Annotated in this window: 7 protein-coding genes; 1 reads left to right on the top strand and 6 read right to left on the bottom strand. The window is 63.9% G+C overall.

Translation table 11 applies throughout. The features are described from left to right. Positions 1 to 185 precede the first annotated feature (185 nt). The 6 genes from HRF45_05090 to HRF45_05065 all read right to left on the bottom strand — a co-directional run bounded on the left by HRF45_05090 (position 186) and on the right by HRF45_05065 (position 6,372). Complete coding sequence (locus tag HRF45_05090; protein ID MEP0765904.1) at positions 186 to 815, bottom strand: lactate utilization protein; 630 nt, start codon at positions 813 to 815, stop codon at positions 186 to 188. Further along, complete coding sequence (locus HRF45_05085; GenBank protein MEP0765903.1) at positions 812 to 2,218, bottom strand: iron-sulfur cluster-binding protein; 1,407 nt, start codon at positions 2,216 to 2,218, stop codon at positions 812 to 814. Before HRF45_05085 ends, HRF45_05090 begins: the two co-directional genes overlap by 4 nt. Continuing rightward, positions 2,215 to 2,949, bottom strand: a complete 735-nt coding sequence (locus tag HRF45_05080) for a (Fe-S)-binding protein (GenBank protein MEP0765902.1) — start codon at positions 2,947 to 2,949, stop codon at positions 2,215 to 2,217. Before HRF45_05080 ends, HRF45_05085 begins: the two co-directional genes overlap by 4 nt. Before the next feature lies 1 nt (position 2,950). Then, complete coding sequence (locus tag HRF45_05075; GenBank protein ID MEP0765901.1) at positions 2,951 to 5,008, bottom strand: bifunctional aldolase/short-chain dehydrogenase; 2,058 nt, start codon at positions 5,006 to 5,008, stop codon at positions 2,951 to 2,953. Between the two features lie 184 nt (positions 5,009 to 5,192). Continuing rightward, positions 5,193 to 5,897: a hypothetical protein gene (locus HRF45_05070; protein MEP0765900.1), complete on the bottom strand. Its 705-nt coding sequence runs from the start codon at positions 5,895 to 5,897 to the stop codon at positions 5,193 to 5,195. Between the two features lie 292 nt (positions 5,898 to 6,189). Then, positions 6,190 to 6,372: a hypothetical protein gene (locus HRF45_05065; GenBank protein ID MEP0765899.1), complete on the bottom strand. Its 183-nt coding sequence runs from the start codon at positions 6,370 to 6,372 to the stop codon at positions 6,190 to 6,192. A gap of 336 nt (positions 6,373 to 6,708) precedes the next feature. Here HRF45_05065 and HRF45_05060 point away from each other — a divergent pair, with 336 nt between their 5' ends. Next, a complete protein-coding gene (locus HRF45_05060) occupies positions 6,709 to 6,888 on the top strand; it encodes a hypothetical protein (GenBank protein ID MEP0765898.1) in 180 nt (59 codons plus the stop codon). Positions 6,889 to 7,512: the final 624 nt, after the last annotated feature.

The raw sequence follows: 7,512 nt of genomic DNA, 5'->3' as shown, positions 1-7,512 counted from the left end.
CACGTGCCTCGGCCGGGGCGGGGCGGGACGGGATGATGATCGCATACTCCGACTTGCCGTCCGCAGTGAGGGTGAGCGGCCCTGCTGCCGAGCCGGCTGCATTCAGTGCCACCAGGAACGCCATAATCATGTCGTACCTCCTGTCGGGGAGTTAGGCAACGGCGCCCGGACTCCTTGCGACCAGGCTATTCGCTACACACGAGCACGATGTGCACCTCGCCGGGGCCGTGGACACCGAGTGTCACCACCATTTCGATATCCCCCGAACGGCTGGGCCCGCTGACGAAGACGACGCCGGCAGATTGGGGCAGCGCTTGGGCGTTGACAACCAGCCAATCTTCTATCGTGGGCACGATGCGGCTCTCGGCGAGGAGGGCGACGTGGACCGGAGGGAGCAGCGACACCGATCGCGGCTTGCCGGGGCCGGAAGCCAGCACGATGGTGCCGGTTGCAGCGATGCCTGCGTCTGCCCCGGTGATTCCGACGTCGGCACTTACCCAATCGCTCGGCTGCAAAGCGCGGCATCCCGAGCGAGCGAGAACATCCGCGAGACCGGGCTGAGGAAAGGCTGAGGCACCCCAGGTGGCTGCCGTCTGCCAGCCTCTTGCACGAATCAGCGACTCCAGGTGCTGCCAAGCGGCTTGCCATCCCTGGGTGCGGTGTACTTCGGCGAGGAGCGCTCGGGCGTTTCGCTCGAACGCATGGGTCGGGTCGCCCTCGACCTGGAGCACGGGTATCGGCTCGGTTACCTGTTCGCCAACTGGGAGGCCGCGGGCCGAGCGAAGGGCAGTCAGAACGGCTTCGCGTGCGGTCATCGCTCGGGCCCCCGATACAGGGCACGAAAGCTGCGCGGGGCGGGCGCGGGGAGATCTCGGCTTTCCAGCCAGGCGGACGCTGGGCCCGGAAGACCTCGAAGCGAGCCGTCTTCGCCGTGCCATGGGCGGGTGAGGAATCGAGTCGCAGCGAGCCCCCAGCGATAGACGGATGGATGTAGCATGACGTACCGCCACATCTTCATCCCTAGCGACATCATCCGACCGCCCTTCCTTCGCATCGGCGGTTCGGCACGGAGGCGGACGAGCATCTCGGGCAGATCGATTTTCACGGGGCATGCGTCGCGGCAAGCACCGCACAGGCTGCTGGCCATCGGTAGGTCGGGGGCCTCCGCCAGTCCCAACAGCAACGGCGAAATGACCGACCCGATCGGGCCGGGATACACCCAGCCGTATGCGTGTCCCCCAACCCGGCGATACACGGGGCAGGCGTTGAGGCACGCCCCACAGCGAATACAAAGGAGCGATTCGGCATAGTCGGAGTTTAAGATCGCGCTACGTCCGTTGTCTACGATCACTAACACCAGCTCTTCTGGGCCATCCGGTTCGCCCTGCTGACGCGGTCCATGGATGATGGACACGTAGGTACTGACTGACTGTCCCGTAGCCACCCGAGGCAGGAGCTGGACTATGGAGGCAAGGTCTTTCCAAGACTCGACGACCCGCTCGAGACCCATCACCGCAATATGGGTACGCGGCAAGGTAGTAACCATGCGGCCGTTGCCCTCGTTGGTTACCAGCACCAGGCCGCCGGTCTCGGCGACAGCGAGGTTCACGCCACTGATACCCACATCGGCTCGGAGGAACTTCTCGCGCAGGTAGGAGCGCGCGGCGCGCATCATCTCCGCCGGGTCGTCCGTGAGTGGCAAGCCCAGTCGTTCAGAGAAAAGCTTGGCGATGGCATCCTTGGACTTGTGCAGCACGGGGGCGATGATGTGGCTAGGGGTTTCGCCCGCGAGTTGGATGATGAACTCTCCGAGATCGCTTTCGACCACCTCCATCCCGGCGCGCTCCAAATGCTGGTTGAGGCCTGTCTCCTCTGTCACCATGGACTTGCCCTTGACGACGAGTCTGGCGTCTCGGGCGACGCACTCCTGAGCAATCAGTCGGTTGGCCTCTTCGGCGTCCGCGGCCCACAGCACCTTAGCGCCGCGAGACAGCAGGTTTTTCTCCAGGCGTTCCAGTAACTCGGGAAGCTTTCGAAGCGCGCGCACTCTGGCCTCGCGTGCCTGAGTGCGAAGGCGCTCGCGGCCCGAGGTTTCTGCCCATCTCTCCGCGGCTTGCAAGTAGGGACGCATGGCCCCCGCGAAGATGGCTTTTCGCAGGTGGTCATCTGCGAGTGCGATGCGGGAGGCTGGGATGAAGTCCTTGGCGACAGGCTTCATAGCGCCTCTCCGAGAAGTTCTGCGTAGTGGCGTACACGAAGCGAGTGGCCTGCGCGGGCCAGACCGCCGTTCAGATGCATGAGGCAGCCGGCATCGCCAGTTAGCACCACGTCTACGCCAGAAGCCAGTAGTGCAGCAATCTTATCCTCCATCATCGCGGTGCTGATTTGCGGCATCTTCACGGAGAAGAGGCCGCCGAGTCCGCAGCACTCCTCCGAACGCTCGAAGTCCGCCAGTGTAAGGCCTCGAACGTTCTCGAGCAAGATACGTGGCTGTCTCTCGATGCCGCCGAAGCGCATGGCATGGCAACCGTTGTGGAGCGCTACCCGCAGCGGGCTTTCCAGTCTTGCGCCCAGATCGGGCTTGTGCAGCACGTCCACTACGTACTCTGAGAACTCCCAGGTTCGCTCGGCAAGTCCGAGGGCTTCGCCATGCTCCGGTGTGCCATCGAGGAGATGGGGTAGGTGAGAGCGCACATAAGCCACGCAGCTTCCCGATGGTGCAACGATGGCCTCACAGTCCCGAAAAGCGCGAACGAAAGCCCGTCCGACGGCTCGTGCATCGTCCCGGAATCCCGCATTGAACGCTGGCTGGCCGCAGCAAGTCTGGGCGGGAGGAAGTGTGTGTGGAATGCCTAGCCGGTCCAGCACCCGCACCATCCCCATGCCGATGTCCGGATAGAGGCTATCCACCAGGCATGTGGCAAAGATCGCTACCGGCTTTTCGGGCATCTCAGCGCAGGTAGGCAGCAGGGACTCCAGCGTCCACCGTTAGCGCTCCGCCGGTTGTCTTGGCAGAACGGTCCGAGGCGAAGAAGAGGATGGCCTCGGCAAGGTCCTCTGGGTATACCGACAGCTTTAGGGTGGTGCGTTTGCGATAAAACTCCTCCAGCTCTTCGGGCTTGATACCGTAGGCAGCAGCTCTTTCTTCGCGCCACTGGCCTTGCCAAATACTCGATCCATGGAGCACTGCATCCGGGAGTACCGCGTTGACACGAATGCCGAAGGGGCCGCCCTCTTCGGCCAAACATCGAGCGAGGTGTAGCTCGGCTGCCTTGGCGGAACTGTACGCCGTGGCGTTCTTGCCGGCCACCACGCTGTTCTTGCTGCACACGAATACGATGCTTCCGCCGATGCCCTGTTTCTTCATCAAGCGAAAGGCCTCGCGGGATGGTAGGAAGTAGCCGGTGACCAGAATCTCCTGGTTGCGGTGCCACTCGCTCAGCGCGGTTTCTTCTACGGGTGCGCTGGATGCGATCCCGGCGCTGCACACTAGGATATCGAGACCACCGTAGGTCATGACGGCCAGCTCGAATGCCTTTGCAACGGCTTCTTCACTGGTGACGTCGCACTGTACAGCGACCGCCCTTCCCTCGCCATGACGCTTCACGAGATCGCAAGCCACTGTCTCGGCCGTCTCGGCGTTGATGTCTGTCACCACCAGGTTGGCACCTTCTGCGCACAGTCGGTGGGCAGCGGCACGCCCGATGCCGGAACCACCCCCAGTAACGAGTGCGATGCGTCCGGCGAGTTCTCGCGGTGGGGGCGCGAGCTTCAGCTTGTAAAGCTCGAGTGGCCAGTATTCGATCTCATACGATTCCGCCTCGGAGAGCGATAGGAACCCTCCCATCGCGCTGCTACCCCGCATGACGGCCACGGCACGATGGATCAGCTGCCGAGTTACCTCTGCATTCAGCACGTCTTTGCCGAGAGCAAATGCGCCGATACCCGGCACGAATACCACTCTGGGCGCAGGATCGAAGGGCTCGTCGCCCTCGACCTTGTTGCGCTCGAAGTAGTCCAAGTACTCCTCGACATACTTCTCGACGCCATCGCGGAGTGCAGTCTCCAGAGCTTTGAGCCCATCTGCCGGCTTCCACCGGACGAACAGCGGCACGCGCTTGGTGTGCACCAGGTGGTCGGGGCAGGCGGCACCCACCTGAGACACGGGATACGCGTCGAGCGAGTCGGCAAAGGTGAGCAAATCTTCGTGATCGTCCCACTTGGCGATGGCCTTGCGCCGCTTGGAAGCTGCACCCCGAAGCACGGGCAGAATACGAGCTACCACCGCACGGCGCTCGGGCATGGGTTCTATGTCGAAGCCGCCGAACTGCCGCTTCGCCTGCACCTGCTCCCGCACGAACACCTCGGCCTCGTGCACGATGCGGATCGTGTTGGCATAACAGGTCCTCGAGTCGGGGCCCCACGTGACTAGGCCGTGCTTGGCCATGAGCACGCCCTCCACCTGCGGCCCGGACTCTGCTGCGTCCACGATCCACTTGCTCAGCGGAAAGCCGGGACGCACGTAGTCCACCCAAGCCACCCTGTCGCCGTACACCTCGCGAGCTATGTTGCGACCGTCGGGTGCGCAGGCGATGGCAATGATTGCATCGGGGTGCGTGTGGTCCACGCAAGGGTGGGGGACGAAGGCGTGGAGGAGCGCCTCGATGGATTGGCGAGGTCTGCCGGGTTCGAACACGCAACGGCTCAGGTACTCGGTCATCTCCTCGTCGGTCATGCGCTCTCGCTGTCGAAGCGGCAGCATCTCGTCCAGCTTCAGCGCGGCGAAGCCCTTGTCGGTGATGCTGGCTAGGTCGGAGCCGGAGCCTTTGACGTACAGAACGCGGGTGGGCCGCCCTAGGTGATCGGGCACAGTGAGCTTGGAGCTGGTGTTACCGCCGTAGATGTTGACGACGGAGCGATCGGCGGCGAGGAGTCGGGAGCGGTAAACGAGCCCATCGAGGTCAGGCAAGGCATCCCGATCGGCATCGTTCCAGAGGTTCTGTGGCATGAGTGGCCTCCGCAGGGGTTCGGGATGAGTTCGTGCGCATTGTACCGCCGGGCGGGCGGGCAGGTGGTCCGGCGTCCCGACGGCCCGATCAACTCGCCCCGACCGCGAGACACATACCCCAACCTGGCTACAGAACTACAGCAGACGCCCCAGTCGCCCGAACTGAGGGCTCCGGCGAGCCGGCCTAGTTCCGCTCGCGCCAATACTGCAGCAGGTCCGCCAAGCGGCCCCCCGGCGCCCAGTCCCCTTCGATCTCTACGCCAACCCTCACGCCGGGGTCGTGTGCCGGATCGTTGAGCACGCGGGCCAGGATCTGCATTGCAGAGCGGTGGATGGCACGACGGCCAGTGGCAACCAGCTTCCGGTCTGGCGCACTCTCGAAGTCCTCCCCCACCACCCGAAGGAGCGCCGTGACGGAGTTGCCCGTAGCGCAGGTCTTAAGCGCGGTCAGTGCGGTGCTAACCCAGTGCGGGTCGGGGATCGTCGCGTCGATCAGGTTCAAGAGAAACGCCTCGCGCTGATTAGGTTCGAGCACGCTCAAAACCGCCCCCAGGCCCGTGATGTTCACGTGGGCTCCATCACGACCTTGCTTTGCGAGTTCGAGCGTTCTTCCGAGCATCTCCTCGGCGACCTCCCGACTCGGTGTACACGCGAGCATGAGCGACAGTCCGAGCAACGCATTGTTGTCGTCGTCCTGCCGGTCCACCCATGCTCGCAGTACGGGTGCGACTCTGGCTACCCAGAAAGCATCATATCCCGGCCACAGCATGGCCTCGCGCAGGGACTTCTGGGTGTCGTCAGGTCGCCCACCGAACTCTCGGTCGAACTGGGTGGGAGTAGCGAGAGCCGAGACCGGTCGGGCACCCTCCCCACTCTCTCGACCTCGCAACGGACCTTCCAGAAGGCCTCGCGAGCAACGACGATTTCACCAGCCTCGTTCGGGATAAGGACCTCGCCACCACGAGTGAGGGTCACCATGGAGCCGTGGGGCTCGAGGACGTCGAGTTGTATGGGTTCCGAGGTACCGCATGGCCGCACGAAGTCAACGAAGTCGCACCGATGGATCCAGAGGCGGCAAGGTGCGTCCCGAGGGGCTCTTGGTTCCCCAGGGCTGCCATCAGCGAGGACATTAGAGCCGTCAGTAGCAGGGCAGTACCGGACGTTAGCATGGCAGACCTCCTCTACGGGGCCGAAACGAGCTGTTGAGCCGCATCGTTGGTCCAGATGGTGGCACCATAGTCGTCTGCTAACGCTTGCGGTGCTCCGGCCAATCCGGCTGCCGCCACTGTCGAGAGGCCCAGCAGCAGCAAATGCAAAGATGCACCCTCGAGCCTGCGCTCGTGTGAATGGAGACACTTCCCCATCTTCGACCCTCCACAAGTCAATGTGGCAAGCCATGTGGTCGCTGCTGCAGCACAGATTGTACAGCAGTAGTCGAGGGGGGTCAATGGTAATCCAGGATAGAGCCCGCGGTTTTCGCGCACTCGGGCCGTGGCTCGGGGACGCTGGGCAGTTGCTTAGGCGCCAACGACTAGCTTCGGAGCGTGCGGGCGAATCAGGGAGGAGCGACTCGAGTGGGGGCCTGGCACGACCGAGCGTGAGCGTGGTATTCTCGCGTTCGAAACCGGACCATGGAGCGGTCCCACCCCGGAAACCGGCGTCTGACCGGCGGACCGAGACCCCGGTAAGGAGGCACAAGCGTGAAGCAGCAGATTAGCACCGGCACTGCCATTATCATCATCGTGGTGGTCCTTCTGGTCGTTGGAGCTATCGTCTGGAAGGCTCTGGATTCTGGTGGCGGCGGCGGCGGCAAGCTGAAGATCGAGCAGGCTCCCTCGGCACTCGAGCAACAGAAGGCCGGCGAGACGGGGGACGAGTAGAAGGTTCCTGTTTCGCTCAGCGAATCCTAGTAGCGCTCGAACGCTTTCGACGGGCCTCGCCGCAACTCGTCGGCGAGGCCCGGTTCTTCATGGCGCGGTCGGCAGGGGTGCGATGCTGCGATCTTGGCAACCCACTGCGAGCGCTCCGGCCGTACGGTGGCGATGCTCTGCCGCCTGTGAACTGCGGGCTGGGTACTCTCGCCGAGCACGCAATGATGCGCGGAGAGCGCATAGAGGTTATCCGGCCGTATACGCAGTTGCCGAGGCACCGAGACTACGGCGATAATCCGTGGTTCCGGCGTCGTGGCACGGGCGTCCCGCCCGTGGTGAAGACCATCGCCGGGACGGCGATGCCACCGCACATCCATACCATCGCCGGGACGGCGATGCCACGATGCCACGCACATCCACACCATCGCCGAGACAGGGGGCCTCGTGGCACGGGCGTCCCGCCCGTGGTGAAGACCATCGCCGGGACGGCGATGCCACGGTGCCACCACACATCCATACCATCGCCGGGACGGCGATGCCACGCACATCCACACCATCGCCGAGACGGGGGTCCTCGTGGCACGGGCGTCCCGCCCGTGGTGAAGACCATCGCCGGGACGGCGATGCCACGAT

This window comes from Fimbriimonadia bacterium, from assembly GCA_039961735.1.
In the GTDB taxonomy this organism is placed as follows: Bacteria; Armatimonadota; Fimbriimonadia; order Fimbriimonadales; family JABRVX01; genus JABRVX01.
This window is presented reverse-complemented; position numbering and strand designations above follow the sequence as displayed.